This is a genomic window from Kitasatospora sp. NPDC096204 (genome assembly GCF_044763205.1).
Classification (GTDB): Bacteria; Actinomycetota; Actinomycetes; order Streptomycetales; family Streptomycetaceae; genus Kitasatospora.
Window position 1 is genome coordinate 64507 of the sequence record NZ_JBIWFT010000004.1, and the last position, 16944, is coordinate 81450.

Annotated in this window: 12 protein-coding genes; 11 read left to right on the top strand and 1 reads right to left on the bottom strand. The window is 73.3% G+C overall.

The genetic code is table 11. The annotated features are described in order from the left end of the window. Window positions 1-178: 178 nt before the first annotated feature. The 9 genes from ACIQ87_RS05775 to pflA all read left to right on the top strand — a co-directional run bounded on the left by ACIQ87_RS05775 (window position 179) and on the right by pflA (window position 14124). A complete protein-coding gene (locus ACIQ87_RS05775) occupies window positions 179-1603 on the top strand; it encodes a rhodanese-like domain-containing protein (protein ID WP_402402049.1) in 1425 nt (474 codons plus the stop codon). Continuing rightward, window positions 1600-2442: a sulfite exporter TauE/SafE family protein gene (locus tag ACIQ87_RS05780; RefSeq protein ID WP_402402052.1), complete on the top strand. Its 843-nt coding sequence runs from the start codon at window positions 1600-1602 to the stop codon at window positions 2440-2442. The genes ACIQ87_RS05775 and ACIQ87_RS05780 overlap by 4 nt, the downstream gene beginning before the upstream one ends. A gap of 209 nt (window positions 2443-2651) precedes the next feature. Then, a complete protein-coding gene (locus tag ACIQ87_RS05785; RefSeq protein ID WP_402402054.1) occupies window positions 2652-3431 on the top strand; it encodes a GntR family transcriptional regulator in 780 nt (259 codons plus the stop codon). A gap of 245 nt (window positions 3432-3676) precedes the next feature. Beyond that, entirely contained in the window at window positions 3677-6052 is a 2376-nt protein-coding gene (locus ACIQ87_RS05790; RefSeq protein ID WP_402402057.1) for a phosphoketolase, read from the top strand. 45 nt (window positions 6053-6097) lie between these two features. Further along, window positions 6098-6907, top strand: a complete 810-nt coding sequence (locus ACIQ87_RS05795) for a universal stress protein (protein WP_402402060.1) — start codon at window positions 6098-6100, stop codon at window positions 6905-6907. Between the two features lie 186 nt (window positions 6908-7093). After that, complete coding sequence (locus ACIQ87_RS05800; protein ID WP_402402063.1) at window positions 7094-7954, top strand: universal stress protein; 861 nt, start codon at window positions 7094-7096, stop codon at window positions 7952-7954. Between the two features lie 242 nt (window positions 7955-8196). Next, on the top strand, window positions 8197-10854 hold the full coding sequence (adhE, locus tag ACIQ87_RS05805) for a bifunctional acetaldehyde-CoA/alcohol dehydrogenase (protein ID WP_402402065.1): 2658 nt from the start codon (window positions 8197-8199) through the stop codon (window positions 10852-10854). A gap of 97 nt (window positions 10855-10951) precedes the next feature. After that, a complete protein-coding gene (gene pflB, locus ACIQ87_RS05810; RefSeq protein WP_402402068.1) occupies window positions 10952-13219 on the top strand; it encodes a formate C-acetyltransferase in 2268 nt (755 codons plus the stop codon). 74 nt (window positions 13220-13293) lie between these two features. Then, window positions 13294-14124, top strand: coding sequence for a pyruvate formate-lyase-activating protein (pflA, locus tag ACIQ87_RS05815; protein ID WP_402402071.1), 831 nt, complete (start codon window positions 13294-13296; stop codon window positions 14122-14124). 70 nt (window positions 14125-14194) lie between these two features. Here pflA and ACIQ87_RS05820 read toward each other — a convergent pair whose 3' ends face one another. Further along, on the bottom strand, window positions 14195-15061 hold the full coding sequence (locus tag ACIQ87_RS05820; RefSeq protein ID WP_402402074.1) for an SAM-dependent methyltransferase: 867 nt from the start codon (window positions 15059-15061) through the stop codon (window positions 14195-14197). A 263-nt stretch (window positions 15062-15324) separates the two neighbouring features. Here ACIQ87_RS05820 and ACIQ87_RS05825 point away from each other — a divergent pair, with 263 nt between their 5' ends. Together ACIQ87_RS05825 and ACIQ87_RS05830 are read left to right on the top strand one after the other, a co-directional pair. Further along, window positions 15325-15804 (top strand): hypothetical protein, encoded by a 480-nt coding sequence (locus ACIQ87_RS05825; protein WP_402402729.1) that lies wholly within the window; start codon window positions 15325-15327, stop codon window positions 15802-15804. Between the two features lie 338 nt (window positions 15805-16142). Beyond that, complete coding sequence (locus ACIQ87_RS05830; protein ID WP_402402076.1) at window positions 16143-16943, top strand: aldolase; 801 nt, start codon at window positions 16143-16145, stop codon at window positions 16941-16943. Window position 16944: the final 1 nt, after the last annotated feature.

Here is a 16944-nt window from a genome sequence, read left to right on the forward strand (position 1 = left end):
CCGGACTCCCCGGACACCCCGGACACCCCGGACTCCCCGGATTCCGGGACTCCGGCCCCCGCACGGCCCGCCGCCGGGCCCTTCGCCGCCCGGATCGTCGCACCGCCGCGACACCCCACCCCATGCCCCGCCCGTACGGCCGCGGGGCCCAACCACCGCCCACCCTCAGGAGCTTGAGATGACGAAGCCCGCCGGACCCCTGGTCTTCGTGCAGTTCTACCTGGACTGCCTCTCCCACGCCTCGTACCTCGTCGGCGACCGCACCACCGGCCGGGCCGTCGTGGTCGACCCCCAGCGCGACGTCCACGACTACCTGACCACCGCCGAACAGCACGGCCTGACCATCGAGCGGGTCATCGAGACCCACATCCACGCGGACTTCCTCTCCGGCCACCTGGAGCTGGCCGAGCGCACCGGCGCGCGCATCTCCTACGGCTCCGCCGCCGCGCTCGACTTCGACACCGACCCGCTGGGCGACGGCGAGCACCTCAGCCTCGGCGCCGTCGACCTGGAGATCCTGCACACCCCGGGCCACACCCCGGAGTCGATCTGCGTCGTCGTGCGCGAACAGACCGGTGACGCCGTCCCGTTCGGCGTGCTCACCGGCGACACCCTGTTCATCGGCGACGTCGGCCGCCCCGACCTGCTCAGCTCGCGCGGCCGCTCCGCCGAGGAGATGGCCCGCCTGCTGTACCGCTCCACCCGCGCCCTGCTGACCCTCCCCGACGACACGCGCGTCTACCCGGCGCACGGAGCCGGCTCGGCCTGCGGCAAGAACCTCTCCACCGAGCTGAGTTGCACGATCGGCAACCAGCGCGGCGGCAACTACGCCCTGGCCGACATGACCGAGGACGAGTTCGTCGCCGTGGTGACCGACGGCCAGCCCGCCGCGCCCGCCTACTTCGCCTTCACCTCGGTGCGCAACCGCCAGGCGCGCCCGGTCCTGGACGAGGACACCCCCGTCCCGTCGCTCACCCCGGAGGAGTTCCTCCGGGCCCGGGCCGGCGGCGCCACCGTGCTCGACACCCGGGACCCGGAGGCGTTCGCCGCCGCCCACCTGCACGGCGCGGTCAACATCCCCCTCGGCGGCCGCTTCGCCGAACTCGCCGGCCAGGTGCTGGACGCCCAGGAGGCCGTCATCCTGTGCGGCGACGCGGACACCGCCCTCGAGGCCCGGAACCGGCTGGCCCGGATCGGCTTCGACCGTGTCCTGGGCGCCCTGGCCGCGCCGGTGGACGCCGTCGGCGCCGCGCACCTGACCGAGGTCGTGCGGGTGGACGCCGACGAGCTCGCCGACCGGCTCACCGGGGGCGCGGACGACGTCGAACTGCTGGACGTGCGCGGCCCCGGCGAGATACGGGAGAAGGGCACCATCCCCGGCGCCCGGCTCCTTCCGCTTCCCGAACTGATCGCCCGCCTCGGCGAGTTGCCGACCGAACAGCCGCTGACCGTGGTCTGCGCCGGCGGCAACCGCTCCTCGGTGGCCGCGTCCGTGCTGCGCGCCCGCGGCTTCGAGGCCACCGACCTGCGCGGCGGCTTCGCCGCCTGGCACGGCGAGGTCCTCCACCCCGCCGACCAGGCCTCGGACGGCGTCACGGCGTGAGCGTCCTGATCACCGCTCTGCTCTGCGGAGCCGTGGTCGGCGTGGCGCTCGGCGCGCTGGGCGGTGGCGGGGGAGTGCTCGCGGTCCCGGCCCTGGTGTACCTGCTGGGCCTGCCGCCCGCCGAGGCCGGGACCACCAGCCTGGTCATCGTCACCGCCACCACCGTCACCGCGCTCGTCCGCCACGCCGGCACCGGCAACATCAGGTGGCGCACCGGCGCGCTGTTCGCCACGGCCGGCGTGCTCCCCGCCATCGGGGCCTCCCTGCTCGCCCACCGCATCCCTCAGCCGGTCCTGACCGCCGCGTTCGCCGTTCTGGCGGCGCTGGCCGCCGCGGCGATGCTGCGCGGCACCCGGACCGCGGGGCGGACGCCGGCCGCGGAGGGCGGCGCGACCGAGGGCGGCGTGACGGAGGGCGGTGCAACGGAGGGCGGCGCCACGGACGGTCCGGCCGCGAAGCCGGCCGGCCGGGAGGGGTACGCGGGTACGGTCGCGGCCGGAGCCGGCCTCGGAGCGGTGACCGGACTGCTGGGGGTCGGCGGCGGCTTCCTCGCGGTGCCCGCGCTGGTGTCCGTGCTCCGGCTGCCGATGCGCAAGGCCGTCGGCACCAGCCTGGTGGTCGTCCTCGTCAACTCGGTCGTCTCCCTCGCCACCCGGCTGACGGTCTCGGGCGTGTCCATCGATCCGGCGATCTTCGGACCGTTCGTGGGCGCGGCCGTCCTCGGCGCCTGGGACGGCAAGCGACTGGCGGCGAAGCTCTCCGGGGCCGCGCTGCAGCGGGCCTTCGCCGTCGTCCTGCTCGCGGTGGCGGCGTTCATGCTGGTCGGCGCCTTCGCCTGACGGCCGCCGCACGGCGACCGCGGCCCGCGCGACCGCTGCCCGGGGCACCCCCGCCCGGGCGGCGGTCGCCGCCCGTCGCGCCCCGCCGCCGCCCGATCGATGCCCGCCGGGACCGGCGGCCGTCGATTTTGTGCTATCCCCCCGGAGGTACGAACATTCACCTCGTGTCCCGCACCACCCACCCGACCCCTGATCCCCAGGAAGGCGCCGTGACCACCGAGCCCGGCCCCAGGACCCTCGCGCGAGCCCCGGGCAACCCGCTCTGGGCGCAGCTGCGCGCCGACCTGCTGCGCCGGCTCGACGAGGGCGAGTTCCGCGACGTCTTCCCCGGCGAGCACGACCTCGTCGCCGAGTACCAGGTCAGCCGGCACACGGTCCGCGAGGCCCTGCGCAAGCTCCGGGAGGAGGGCCTCGTCACCGCCCAGCGCGGCAAGGCCTCGCGGTTCACCGCGAGCCGCCCCCTGGAGCAGGACATCGGTGAGGCGTACAGCCTCTTCCGCTCCGTCGAGGAGGTCGGCGCCGTCCAGCGCAGCGTCGTGCGCGCGCTCGACCGGCGCGCCGACGGCGTCATCGCCGCCCGACTGGGACTCGAGGAGTCCACGCCGCTCGTCTACCTCGAACGCGTCCGCCTGGCGGACGAGGAACCCCTGGCCGTCGACCGGATCTGGCTCCCCGCCGACCTCGCCGACCCGCTGCTGGACGTCGACTTCACCCACACCGCGCTCTACGACGAGCTCGAACGCCACTGCGGCACCCGCATCCGCGGCGGCTGGGAACGCATCCGCGCCGTGGTCCCCGGCCGGGGGGAGCGCATCCTGCTCGACTGCCCCGAGACCACCGCGCTGCTCGCGATCGACCGGCTCGGCCGCGACGCCGACGGGCGTGCCGTCGAGTGGCGGCAGACGCTCGTCCGCGCGGACCGCTTCGCCGTCGCCGCCGCGTTCTCCGCCCACGACTACCGGCTGGGCGCCCCGGTCCAGACTCCCTGACCGGACCGCGCCCTCCCGGCGGAACAGACGGGTGCGCGCGGCGCGGGCCGCCCGGATGGACACGGGGCCGCCCGGATGGACACGGGGCCGTCCGGATGAAAACCCGGACGGCAGGGACCACCGGCCCCCGGCGTCCGGTGGAATGTGGCCTGTTGGGCCCTGAGCAGGCTCCGGCCGAGGGGCGACGATGGGAGCGGCCGGCCGCCGGCGGCCGGAGAGCCGACAGACCCGAGGAGTGCGCACCCATGCCCGTCGACCCCAGCACGGCTCACGGTGGACCCTCCGACGAGGAGATCCGCGCGCTCGACGCCCACTGGCGGGCCGCCGACTACCTGTCGGCGGGACAGATCTACCTGATGGCCAACCCCCTGCTGCGCGAGCCGCTGCGCCCGGAGCACATCAAGCCCCGTCTGCTCGGCCACTGGGGCACCTCGCCCGGCCTCAACCTGGTGCACACCCACCTCAACCGGGTGGTCAGGGCACGCGGCCTGGACGCGATCTGCGTCTGGGGCCCCGGGCACGGCGGGCCCGCCGTCCTCGCGAACTCCTGGCTCGACGGGACCTACAGCCAGACCTACCCGAGCGTCACCCGCGACGAGGCCGGCATGGCCCGGCTGTTCCGGCAGTTCTCCTTCCCCGGAGGCGTGCCCAGCCACGTCGCGCCCGAGACACCGGGCTCCATCCACGAGGGCGGCGAACTCGGCTACGCGCTCTCGCACGCGTACGGCGCCGCCTTCGACAACCCCGGTCTGCTGGTCGCCTGCGTGATCGGCGACGGCGAGGCCGAGACCGGGCCGCTGGCGGCCTCCTGGCACGGCAACAAGTTCCTCGACCCCGTCCACGACGGCGCCGTGCTGCCGATCCTGCACCTCAACGGCTACAAGATCGCCAACCCGACCGTGCTCGCCCGGCTGCCCGAGGAGGAACTCGACGCGCTCCTGCGCGGGTACGGCCACCTCCCGCTGTACGTCGGCGGAGACGACCCCCTGACCGTCCACCGGGCCATGGCCGAGGCCATGGACTCCGCCCTGGACCGGATCGCCGCCCTCCAGCACGAGGCCCGCACGGGCGGCACCGGGCGTCCGCGGTGGCCGCTCATCGTGCTGCGCACCCCCAAGGGCTGGACCGGCCCCGCGGAGGTCGACGGCGTTCCGGTGGAGGGCACCTGGCGCGCCCACCAGGTGCCGCTGGACCAGGTGCGGGACAACCCCGCCCACCTCGCCCAGCTGGAGCAGTGGCTGCGCTCCTACCGGCCCGAGGAGCTCTTCGACGAGCACGGCCGGCCCGCGGCGGAGGTGCTGGCCTGCCTCCCCGACGGCGACCGCCGCCTCGGGGCGAACCCGCACGCCAACGGCGGCCTGCTGCTGCGCGACCTGCCGATCCCGGCGCTGGAGCGCTTCGCCGTACCCGTCGACAAGCCCGGCAGCACGCTGCACGAACCCACCCGGGTGCTCGGCGACCTGCTCGAACAGGTGATGGCCGACACCGCCGAGCGCCGGGACTTCCGCCTGGTCGGCCCCGACGAGACCGCCTCCAACCGGCTCCAGGCCGTCTACGCGGTCACCGGCAAGGCCTGGCAGGCCGAGACCCTGCCCGTCGACGAACACCTCGCCCGCGACGGCCGCGTGCTGGAGATCCTCTCCGAACACACCTGCCAGGGCTGGCTGGAGGGCTACCTCCTCACCGGCCGGCACGGCCTGTTCTCCTGCTACGAGGCCTTCGTCCACATCGTCGACTCCATGGTCAACCAGCACATCAAGTGGCTGCGCACCACCCGGGAGCTGCCCTGGCGCGCGCCGATCGCCTCGCTCAACTACCTGCTCACCTCGCACGTCTGGCGCCAGGACCACAACGGCTTCTCCCACCAGGACCCCGGCTTCGTCGACCACGTCCTCAACAAGAGCCCCGAAGTCGTCCGGGTCTACTTCCCGCCGGACGCCAACACCCTGCTCGCCACCGCCGACCACGTCCTGCGCAGCCGCGACCACGTCAACGTCGTGGTCGCCGGCAAGCAGCCCTGCTACGACTGGCTCACCCTCGACCAGGCCCGCGCCCACTGCGCCCGGGGCGCCGGGATCTGGGAGTGGGCAGGCACCGAGGACGGCACCCGGGAACCGGACGTCGTGCTCGCCTGCGCCGGCGACGTCCCCACCCAGGAGGTCCTCGCGGCCGCCCGGCTGCTCCGCGACGGGCTGCCCGACCTGGCCGTCCGCGTGGTCAACGTGGTCGACCTGGCCCGGCTGATGCCCGCCGAGGAGCACCCGCACGGCATGCCCGACGCCGAGTTCGACGCCCTGTTCACCCGCGACCGGCCGGTGATCTTCGCCTACCACGGCTACCCGTGGCTGATCCACCGCCTCGCCTACCGGCGCGCCGTCCACCCCCACCTGCACGTGCGCGGGTACAAGGAGTCGGGCACCACCACGACGCCCTTCGACATGGTGGTCCGCAACGACCTCGACCGCTACCGGCTCGTCATGGACGTCATCGACCGTGTCCCCGGCCTCGCCGTCCGGGCCGCCGCCCTGCGCCAGGAGATGGCCGACCGGCGCACCCTCCACCACGACTGGATCCGCGAGCACGGCACCGACCTGCCCGAGATCACCGACTGGACCTGGTAGGGCTGACTCACCACCAGGGGGGCCGACCGTCAGGAGACCAGCACCGTGGACCTTCCCGTCGCCGTCGGAGTCGACGGCTCCGAACCCAGCCTGGCCGCCGCCGACTGGGCCGCCCGCGAGGCGCTGTCGCTCGGCCGCGCGCTGCGCGTCCTGCACGCCCTGCCCCTGACGTCCGACCCGTCGTCCGACCCGTCGCCCGGCCGGTCCGCCGGGCGGCGGACCGGCGTCGGCGACCCGCTGCACGAGGTCTGCCGCGTCCTGGCGGTGCGGTACCCCCGGCTGGAGACCCGCGCCGACGAGGTCCACGACGTCGCCCCCGCGGCGCTGTCGGCCGCGGCGGAGGACGCCGAACTGCTCGTGGTCGGCGCCCGTGGTGCCGGCGGCTTCCCGGGACTGCGGGTCGGCTCCACCGCCCTCCACCTGGCCGCCCGGGCCGGCTGCCCGACCGTGGTCCTGCCGGTGGAGCCGCCCGGCCAGGACCCGCGGGAGCGGATCGTACTGGGTCTGGACGCCCGCCGCCCCGCCGAGGCCGCCCTGGAGTTCGCCTTCGCCGCCGCGGACCGGCACGGACTGCCGCTGCGGGTCGTGCACGCCCCGGCCGCCGGGGTACCGGACGGCGAGGACGAACTCCTCGCCCGCGTCCTCGCGCCGTGGCGGGCCGCCCGGCCCGGCGTGGAGGCCGTCGCGGACGGCACGGGCGCGGGAGCCGGCCCGGCGCTGGTGGAGGCGTCGGCCAAGGCCCGTCTGCTGGTGCTGGGCAGGCGGCGCCCCCTCCTGGTCGGCGCGCTCGGCCCGATCGGCCATGCCGTCCTGCACCACTCGCTCTGCCCGGTCGCCGTCGTCCCGGAGGCCTGACGCCGTCTCGGAGGGCCGACGCCGCCCCGGAGGCCTGACGCCGTCCCCGGGGCCATGACCGGGACCTTCGGGCCCTCCCAGGGGCTACTCGGCCCCTGGGAGCGGCCCGCGGCAACCGTGATCGTGGATCGCACACCGGGTCGCCGGCACCCCGCCGCGACCGTCCAACGAGGAAGGCCCGCCATCATGCCGTACGCCGTAGTGGTCGGAGTCGACGGATCGGAACCGAGCACGGCCGCCGCCGAGTGGGCCGCCCGGGAGGCGCACCGCAGCGGCCGGCCGCTGCGGCTGCTCCACGTCGGGGGTACGGGCTCGCCGGCCCCCGGGGAGCCCGACACCGGTGGCGAGCCGCTGCCGCCGTCGGTGCTCGCCACCCGGGACCACATCGCGAGCGTGCTGCCCGGGCTGGAACTGACCTGCGACCAGGTGCCGGGGAACCCGGCGTACGCGCTCGCCGCCGCCGCGGGGCACGACGGCCTGCTGGTGCTCGGCTCGCGCGGCCTGGGAGGGTTCACCGGGCTGCTGGTCGGCTCGGTCTCGCTGCGGGTGGCGGGCCACGCGAACTGCCCCGTCGTGGTGCTCCGCGCCGGGGCCGAAGGCGAGGGCGAGGGCTCCGGTGACGTGGTGCTCGGGCTGGACAGCGACCAGGCCTGCCCGGACCTCATCGCCTTCGCCTTCGAACAGGCGGCGGCACGGGGCGCGACGCTGCGCGTGCTGGAGAGCCGGAAGGTGCCCGCCGGGCCGTACTCGGCCGAGGGCGTCGTCTACCAGCCGGAGGTCAGGGAGGCCCTGGAGGCCGCGGAGCTGACGAGGCTCCAGGACGCGCTGGCCCCCTGGCGGGAGAAGCACCCGGAGGTCCGGGTCCAGGCCGAGCTCACCGCCTGGACGGCCGGACGGGCGCTGGTGGAGGCCTCCCGGACCGCCTGCCTGACGGTGGTGGGGCGCCGCCGGCCCAGGCTCCACCCGGCCGCGCCCTGGCTGGGCTCCGTCACCCATGCCGTCCTCCACCACGCGCACGGCCCGGTCGCGGTCGTGCCGCACGACTGAGACCGGCTCACCCCACGGCCGTGGCGCGGACCGACAGTGGTCCGCGCCACGGCCGTTGGCGTACCGCCACCGCGCGACGACCCGGCACGCGCAGGGACCTTCGGCCCCCAGGACTACCCCCAAGGACCGGGGCGGCCGGCGGTACCGGCGGGGGAGGCTGTGGGTGGACAGCCCGACCGGACCGACCGGCACCCGCGGTCGCCGGCCCCCACGGACGACGAAACCGAAAGGTGGTCCAGCCCATGTCCCGTCGGTCGCAGACCGAGACGAAGGAAACCCCCGCTCCGGCCCCGGACCGGGCTCCGCTGTCGACGGCGGACACCACCGTCGACCGACTGGTCTCCTCCGCGCTGGCGTCCCTCCGGGAGTACGCCGACTTCACCCAGGAACAGGTCGACCACATCGTCAGGAAGGCCTCCCTGGCCGCGCTGGAGCGGCACACCTCGCTGGCGGTGCTGGCGGTGGAGGAGACCGGGCGCGGCGTCTTCGAGGACAAGGCCGTGAAGAACGTCTTCGCCTGCGAGAACGTCACCCACGTGATGGCCCGGACGAAGACGGTCGGAGTCGTGCACCGGGACGACCTCGACGGCATCGTGGAGATCGCCGAGCCGGTCGGGGTGGTCGCGGGCGTCACCCCGGTGACCAACCCGACGTCGACCACGATCTTCAAGTGCCTGCTGGCCCTGAAGACCCGCAACCCGATCGTCTTCGCCTTCCACCCGTCGGCCCAGCGCTGCTCCGCCGAGGCCGCCCGGACCGTACGGGACGCGGCGGTGGCGGCCGGAGCCCCCGCCCACTGCATCCAGTGGATCGAGGAACCGTCGATGACGGCCACCGGCGCGCTGATGAACCACCCCGACGTGGCGACGATCCTGGCCACCGGTGGCAACGGGATGGTCCGCGCCGCGTACTCCTGCGGCAAGCCGGCGCTCGGTGTGGGCGCGGGCAACGTCCCGGCGTACGTCGAGCGCAGTGCCGACCTGCGGCGGGCGGTGAACGACATCGTGCTGTCGAAGTCGTTCGACAACGGGATGATCTGCGCCTCCGAGCAGGCGGTGATCCTCGACCGGGAGATCCGCGACGCGGCGCTCGCCGAGTTCCGGAAGCTGAAGGCCCACCACGCGAGCGCGGAGGAGAAGGCGCTGCTGGAGCGCCACCTGTTCGGGGCCGGCGAGGGCACGGCCTGCGCGGGCGGTCGGCTGAACGCCGAGGTGGTGGGCCGCTCGGCCGCGCAGGTCGCCGAGGCGGCGGGGTTCGAGGTGCCGGCCGAAACCTCGGTGATCCTGGTGGACTGCGAGCGGGTCGGGCCCGAGGAGCCGCTGACCCGGGAGAAGCTCTGCCCGGTGCTCGCCGTCCTGACCGCCGACGGCCGTACCCACGGAGTCGAACTGGCCTCCGCGATGGTGGAGTTCGACGGCCTCGGGCATTCGGCCGCGGTGCACACCGAGGACGGGGCGTTCGTCGAGGAGTTCGGGCACGCGGTCAAGGCCTGCCGGATCATCTGGAACGCGCCGAGCTCGCAGGGCGGCATCGGCGACGTCTACAACGCCTTCACCCCCTCGTTGACCCTGGGCTGCGGCAGTTACGGGCACAACTCGGTGTCCGGGAACGTGTCGGCGCTGAACCTCGTCAACATCAAGCGGATCGGGCGGCGCAACACCAACATGCAGTGGTTCAAGGTCCCGCCGAAGATCTACTTCGAGCGCGACTCGATCAAGTACCTGGCGAGCATGCCGAACGCGCACCGGATCGTCGTGGTCACCGACCGGACGATGGTGGAGATCGGCCACCTGGAGCGGATCCGGGGCGTCCTCGACCGGCGTCGCGACCCGGTCGAGGTGCGGGTCGTCGACTCGGTCGAGCCGAATCCGAGCATCGACACCGTCCGCCGGGGCGCGGCGCTGATGCGGGAGTTCGAACCGGACACCATCATCGCCCTGGGCGGCGGCTCGCCGATGGACGCGGCCAAGGTGATGTGGCTGATGTACGAGCACCCCGAGGTGGAGTTCGCGGACCTGAAGGAGAAGTTCTTCGACATCCGCAAGCGCGCCTTCACCTTCCCCGACCTGGGCGAGAAGGCCAAGCTGGTCTGCATCCCGACCACCTCGGGCACCGGCAGCGAGGTCACCCCCTTCGCCGTCATCACCGACACCGCCACCGGCCAGAAGTACCCGCTCGCGGACTACGCCCTCACCCCGAGCGTCGCCATCGTCGACCCGGCCCTGACGACCGGCCTGCCGCAGGACGTCACCGCCGACACCGGCTTCGACGCCCTCACCCACTGCATCGAGACGTACGTCTCCGTCTACGCCAACGACTTCACCGACGGGCTCGCCCTGCAGGGCGTCAAGCTGATCTTCGAGCACCTGGAGCGGGCCGTGCTGAACGGCCCGGACGACCCGGAGGCCCGCGAGAGGATGCACAACGCCGGCACGATCGCCGGAATGGCCTTCGGCTCCGCCTTCCTCGGCGCCGTGCACGCCATGGCCCACACGCTCGGTGCGACCTTCCACGTCGCCCACGGCCGCACCAACGCCGTGCTGCTGCCGCACGTGATCCGCTGGAACGGCTCCGCGCCGGCCAAGGTGACCGGCTGGCCGAAGTACCGGAGCTACACGGCGCCGGAACGCTACCAGGCGATCGCCCGGATGCTCGGTCTCCCGGCCGCGACGCCCGAGCAGGGCGTCGAGTCCCTCGCCGCGGCGGTGGAGGAGCTGCGGGACCGGGTCGGCATCCCGCGCTCCTTCAAGGCGGCGGGCGTGGACGAGGCGGCGTTCCTCGCCGCACTGCCCCGGCAGGCCATGAACGCCTACGAGGACCAGTGCGCCCCGGCCAACCCCCGGATGCCGATGATCGCCGACATGCAGCAGCTGATGCGCCAGGCCTACTACGGCGACTGAGTACCGACGGCCCCGGTCCCGCGGGATCTTCAGGACCAGGACCGGGGCCCTCGCCGGACCAGCAGGGCGGCGGGCAGACAGAGACGGGAGCGAGGACATGACCATCCAGCAGTCGGAGCCGCGGACGCGCGACGCCTGGCACGGCTTCGAGGACGGGCCCTGGCGGGCCGCGATCGACGTCCGCGACTTCATCCAGCGCAACTACACCCCCTACGAGGGCGACGCGGCCTTCCTGACCGGCCCCACCGAGCGGACCACCGCGGTGTGGCGGCGGATCACCGATCTCTTCCCGGCGGAGCGTGCCAGGGGCGTGTACGACGTGGCGTACGACATCCCGTCCGGCATCACCGCGCACGCACCCGGGTACATCGACCGGGACCGGGAGTTGATCGTCGGCCTGCAGACCGACGCCCCGCTCAGGCGCGCGATCATGCCCGCCGGCGGCTGGCGGATGGTCGCCGGTGCGCTGAGCACCTACGGCTACCCGGTCGACCCGGAGCTCGAGAAGATCTTCACCCGGTACCGCAAGACCCACAACGACGGCGTGTTCGACGCGTACACCCCCGAGATCCTCGCCGCCCGCAGGGCCGGCGTGATCACCGGCCTCCCGGACGCCTACGGCCGCGGCCGGATCATCGGCGACTACCGGCGCGTCGCGCTGTACGGCGTGGACCGGCTGGTCGAGGCCAAGCGCGCCGAGAAGGCCGGCCTGGACGCGCCGCCGACCGATCCGGCGCGGCTGGAGGAGACCATCCGCGAGCGCGAGGAACTCGCCGAGCAGATCCGCGCGTTGGGCGAGCTGAAGGAGATGGCGTCGGCGTACGGCCACGACCTCTCCGGCCCGGCCGCGACGGCGCGCGAGGCGATCCAGTGGCTCTACTTCGGCTACCTGGCGGCGATCAAGGAGCAGAACGGCGCGGCCATGTCGCTCGGCCGCACCTCGACCTTCCTCGACGTCTACCTCCAGCGTGACCTGGACGAGGGGATCCTGACGGAACGCCAGGCCCAGGAGCTCGTCGACGACTTCGTCATCAAGCTGCGGATCGTCCGCTTCCTCCGCACCCCCGAGTACGACGAGCTGTTCTCCGGGGACCCGACCTGGGTCACCGAGTCGATCGGCGGCATGGGCGCGGACGGGCGGACCCTGGTCACCCGGACGTCGTTCCGCTACCTGCAGACCCTCTACAACCTGGGCCCGGCGCCCGAGCCCAACATGACGGTCTTCTGGTCGCCGGAACTCCCGCAGGGCTTCAAGGAGTTCTGCGCACGCGTATCCATCGAAACCTCCTCGGTCCAGTACGAGTCCGACGAGCTGATGCGCCCCCGCTTCGGCGACGACACCGCCATCGCCTGCTGCGTCTCCGCCATGGAGGTCGGCAAGCAGATGCAGTTCTTCGGCGCCCGGGTCAACCTCGCCAAGACCCTCCTCTACGCGATCAACGGCGGTCGGGACGAACTGTCCGGTGCCCAGGTCGGCCCCCCGACCACCCCGGTGGGCGGTGTGGTGCTCGACTACGACGAGGTGCTGGCCCGCTTCGACCAGCAGTTGGAGTGGCTCGCCGAGACGTACGTCCACGCGCTGAACGTCATCCACTACATGCACGACAGGTACGCCTACGAGCGGATCGAGATGGCGCTGCACGACCGGGCCGTCCGGCGCACCATGGCCTGCGGCATCGCCGGGCTCGCGGTGGCCGCCGACTCGCTGTCCGCGATCAGGTACGCCAAGGTCCGGCCCGTACGCGACGAGACGGGACTGGTCACCGACTACCTGGTCGACGGTGACTACCCGGCCTACGGCAACAACGACGACCGGGCGGACGGGATCGCGGTCCGGCTGGTCGAGGACTTCATGGCGAAGGTGCGCAAGCACCCCGCCTACCGGGGCGCCGAACACACCCAGTCCGTCCTGACCATCACCTCGAACGTCGTCTACGGCAAGAAGACCGGCAACACCCCGGACGGCCGGCGGGCCGGCGAGCCGTTCTCCCCGGGCGCCAACCCGATGAACGGGCGCGACGCCCACGGCTACGTGGCCAGCGCGCTGTCGGTCGCGAAGCTCCCCTACGCGCACGCCGAGGACGGCATCTCGCTCACCAACACCGTCACCCCGGACGCGCTCGGCCGCACCCCCGAGGAGCGGGTCGGCAACCTGGTCGGTGTGCTGGACGGCTACACCACGTGCCACGGCTTCCACATGAACGTCAACGTCCTCGACCGGGACACCCTGCTGGACGCCATGGCCCACCCGGAGAACTACCCGCAGCTCACCATCCGGGTCAGCGGCTACGCGGTCAACTTCGTCCGGCTCACCCGCGAGCAGCAACTCGACGTGATCGGCCGCACCTTCCACGACGCGCTGTAGGCGCGACCAGCCACGCGGCACCGGCGCCCTCCCCGACCACGGGGCGCCGGCGCCGCCGTTCCGGAGGCCCCACCATGGCTCGACCCGACCGCTTCGCCTGCCCGCTCGGCCTTCCCGTGACGGCCGTGACGGCGGCCACCCCGGTCACCCCGGCCGCGGCCGTCACCCGCCGGCCCGCCGGGGGAATGCTGCACTCCTGGGACCTGTCCACCGGCGTCGACGGCCCCGGCACCCGCTTCGTCCTCTTCCTGGCCGGCTGTCCGCTGCGCTGCCTGTACTGCCACAACCCCGACACCCGGCACATGCGCGACGGCCACCGAGCCACCGCCGACGGCATCGTCCACGAGGCGGCGAAGTACACGGACTTCATCCGCGCCTCCGGCGGCGGCGCCACCATCAGCGGAGGCGAACCGCTGCTCCAACCGGTCCTCACCGGTGAACTGCTGCACCGCTTCAAGCACGAACTCGGCCTGCACACCGCGCTGGACACCTCCGGGTACCTCGGCGGTCGTGCCACGGACGCCCTTCTCGCCGACACCGACCTCGTCCTGCTCGACATCAAGTCCTGGGACCGCGCGCTCTACCGGCGGGTGACCGGACAGGAGCTCGCCCCCACCCTGGAGTTCGCCCGCCGCCTGGCCGACCTCGGCAAGGAGACCTGGGTCCGCTTCGTCCTCGTTCCCGGGCTCACCGACCCGGCCGCGAACGTCGAGGGCGTGGCCGCCTTCGCCGCCTCGCTCGGCAACGTCACCCGGGTCGACGTCCTGCCCTTCCACCGGCTCGGCGCCCCCAAGTGGCGTGCGCTCGGCCTCGACTTCCCGCTCGCCGGGACCCCTGCCCCCACCCCCGAGCAGACCGCCGAAGCCCGGGCGATCTTCGCGGCGCACGGCCTGAACGCCGTCTGACGCCGCCTCCCGGGGGCACTGCGGGGCGCCGTCCTCGGCCGGCCCTCCGCTGCCCCCGACCCGGCGGGTATCAGGGCTTGACGGCGACGGCCGCGTAGAAGGAGACCTGGGCGTCGGTGACGGTGGCGGGGAGGGTGTCCGCGGGGGTGCCGCTGTCGTCGACGTGCCAGCGGTGGGCGGGGACGATGCCGGGGCCGAGGAGGTCGAGGCCGTCGAAGAAGGTCGCGAACTCGGCCTTGGGGCGCAGCCGGAGGGAGGTGCCGGCCTGGTTGTAGATCTCCTCCACCTTGCAGGCGCCGGCCGGGTCGAGCTCGGCGGTGGCGTGCGAGAGGACGAGCGCGGAGCCCGCCGGCAGGGGGTCCAGGAGGTGCTTGACGATGGCGTGGGCGTCGTCGAGGTCGGGGACGAAGTGGAGCAGGGCCACCATCGAGAGGACCACGGGCCGGGAGAGGTCGAGCGTCTCGGCGACCTGGGGGGTGGACAGGATGCCGGCCGGGTCGTGGACGTCGCCGTGGACGTACGCGGTGCGGCCCTGGGGGGTGCTGGTCATCAGGGCACGGGAGTGGGCCAGGACGACGGGGTCGTTGTCGGCGTAGACCACGCGGGCCGACGGCTCCACGGCCTGGGCGACCTCGTGGAGGTTCGGCGAGGTGGGGATGCCGGTGCCGATGTCCAGCCACTGGCGCAGGCCGCGTCGGGCCAGGGCCCGGGTGGCGCGGTGCATGAAGGCGCGGTTGGCGTGGACCGCGGTGCGCATGGTGGGGAAGACGGTCAGGACGCGTTCGGCGGCTTCGCGGTCGACCGCGAAGTTGTCCTTGCCGCCGAGGAAGTAGTCGTACATCCGGGCGCTGTGCGGAATGTCCTGGCGTATGTGCAGGGCTGCCGATTCCTCGGACCCGTACTCGGCGGCCGTCGCCACGGTCTCGTCGGTGCTCATTCCCCGCCCCTTCATCGGTGATCACGCCAGGCCCGCGCATTCTAGCCAACTCGCCCGCGCCGCGCGGGAAGTCCACCCCCGCGACCCTCTCCTTCGCGACGCTCCTTCGGCATTCGGACCCGCGAACTCACTTGCTGTGACACGATGGTGACGTTTCGTCCACAACCTGAGTGCGGAGCGGGGCGTCTCTGTGGACGACAGCGCCCGAGTCGCACCGCTCATGTCTTCGGGCCGGACCCTCCGTTGAAAGAGGTGTACCCGTGATCGTCTCCAAGCGGAACTCCCTGCGCCTGGCCGCCGTGGCCACCCTCAGCGCCCTCTCCCTCGCCCTGGCGGGCGCCGCGATGGCGGCCGCGCCGGCCTCCCAGCCCGCCCCCGCCCCCGCTGCCCCGTCGGCGGCCGCTGCCCCGTCCGCCCTCGTCACCCAGCCCGTCGCCGTCGCCCCGGCCGTCCCGCCGGCGGCCGCCGTGCGGGCCGGCATCACCGCCACGCCGTCGGTCGACTCCGTCCCGGCGTGGCAGCTGTTCCGTGTCACCGGCACGACCACCGGCCTCACGGCGGGAACCACGGTGACCCTGCAGCAGAAGCAGCACGGCGCGTGGGTCAGCCTGCCCGCGTCCGTCGCCACGACCCGTACCGGCTCCTACTCCCTCGGCGTGAAGCTCGGCATCAAGGGCCTGAACGAGCTGCGCATCATCAGCGGAACCACCGCCTCGCCCGTCTTCGCCGTCACCGTGCGCTGACCTCCGGTCCGTGACACCCGCCCGCGCGGCGCGCCGAGGCGACCCGACCCTGACGTCGGGAACCGGTTCGGCGCCCGCGTGGGCTTCGGCGTGCCGTGACGGCGCGACCGGGCCGTTCGAGGAGTCGCGGGGTGAACGGTCGACGCAAGGACACAAGGTGTCCTAAAGTCAAGAAGGTGTCCTCGACTCGACTCGGCGAGGGCGCTCTCGGGCGTCCCTCAGTGCCGTTGAGCACCCTTGAGCGCCCATGAGCGCCCATGAGCGCCCATGAGCGCCCATGAGCGCCCATGAGAGCCCTTGAGGACCGCCGCGACCGTAGAGCGAAGGAGAACCACGGCATGGCCGACACGTTCCAGACGGGCAAGTCCGACCTCGTGAACCTGGCCCATCACCGGATGCGGGCCGTGATACCCGACAGCGCCTGGACGGTGCGACAGAAGCTCGCACTGACCTGCCGCATCCTGTTCGACGCCGGGCACGACTCCGGGCTGGCCGGCCAGATCACCGCCCGGGCCGAGCGTCCTGGCACCTACTACACCCAGCGCCTGGGCCTGGGCTTCGACGAGATCACCGAGGACAACCTGCTCCTCGTCGACGAGGACCTCACCGTCCTGGAGGGCGACGGGATGGCCAACCCGGCCAACCGGTTCCACAGCTGGGTCTACCGGGCCCGCCCGGACGTCAACTGCATCATCCACACCCACCCGCTGCACATCTCCGCGCTGTCGATGCTGGAGACCCCGCTGGTCGTGTCGCACATGGACATGTGCCCGCTGTACGACGACTGCGCGTTCCTGGAGAAGTGGCCCGGCATCCCGGTCGGCAACGAGGAGGGCGAGATCATCGCCGCCGCCCTCGGCGACAAGCGCGCCCTGCTGCTCGCGCACCACGGCCAGCTGGTTGCCACCGGGACCGTCGAGGAGGCGTGCACGCTGGCCCTGCTCTTCGAGCGGGCGGCGAAGCTGCAGCTCCTGGCCAGTGCCGCCGGGAAGATCCAGGAGATCCCCGAACTGCTCGCCAAGGAGGCGCACGACTGGATCTCCACCCCCAAGCGCGGCCAGGCGAACTTCTCCTACTACGCCCGCCGCGCCCTGCGGGCCGGCCACGGCGACGCCCTCGTCAACCGGAAGGACTCCTGAA

Bases quoted from the DNA above. Each gene is read 5' to 3' on its own strand.
- ACIQ87_RS05800 (WP_402402063.1), top strand. From the start codon at position 7,094: ATGCCGTACGCCGTAGTGGTCGGAGTCGACGGATCGGAACCGAGCACG.
- ACIQ87_RS05820 (WP_402402074.1), bottom strand. From the start codon at position 15,061: ATGAGCACCGACGAGACCGTGGCGACGGCCGCCGAGTACGGGTCCGAG.
- ACIQ87_RS05775 (WP_402402049.1), top strand. From the start codon at position 179: ATGACGAAGCCCGCCGGACCCCTGGTCTTCGTGCAGTTCTACCTGGAC.
- ACIQ87_RS05830 (WP_402402076.1), top strand. From the start codon at position 16,143: ATGGCCGACACGTTCCAGACGGGCAAGTCCGACCTCGTGAACCTGGCC.
- ACIQ87_RS05790 (WP_402402057.1), top strand. From the start codon at position 3,677: ATGCCCGTCGACCCCAGCACGGCTCACGGTGGACCCTCCGACGAGGAG.
- pflB (WP_402402068.1), top strand. From the start codon at position 10,952: ATGACCATCCAGCAGTCGGAGCCGCGGACGCGCGACGCCTGGCACGGC.
- pflA (WP_402402071.1), top strand. From the start codon at position 13,294: ATGGCTCGACCCGACCGCTTCGCCTGCCCGCTCGGCCTTCCCGTGACG.
- adhE (WP_402402065.1), top strand. From the start codon at position 8,197: ATGTCCCGTCGGTCGCAGACCGAGACGAAGGAAACCCCCGCTCCGGCC.